Annotated in this window: 1 pseudogene; it reads left to right on the top strand. The window is 69.6% G+C overall.

Features of this window, described 5'->3' with window-relative positions:
* Positions 1–293 (top strand): annotated as a pseudogene (locus GV790_RS29815) (peptidase); the annotation flags it as partial.

Here is a 293-nt window from a genome sequence, read left to right as displayed (position 1 = left end):
CGGCACTTCCCTGGAGCGGTCGACCTGGTGGGTCTGCACCGGCAGTCGGCGGGGTTTCCCCTCGATCGCGACGAGCAACGGTGCCTCGACGCGATCGACACGCTGGCGGCGGCCGGAGCGTGGGAGTGCATGCAGCAGGCGCTCGACGATGCCGAAGCCGTATTGCTCGCCGCGACGCCAGGATTCCAGGCCCCCGACATCACCGTGCTACTACTCCTCGGCGACCCGGGCGACGCCACCTTCATGGGCCCCAGCCTGGGTGCCACCGGCTTCGGAGGCATCTCCGGGTACAT

Origin of the sequence: Nocardia cyriacigeorgica, from assembly GCF_010858045.1 — a bacterium.
GTDB classification, from domain to species: domain Bacteria; phylum Actinomycetota; class Actinomycetes; order Mycobacteriales; family Mycobacteriaceae; genus Nocardia; species Nocardia cyriacigeorgica_E.
Note: the sequence above shows the minus strand (reverse complement) of the source record. Positions and strands in the feature narration are given on the sequence as shown.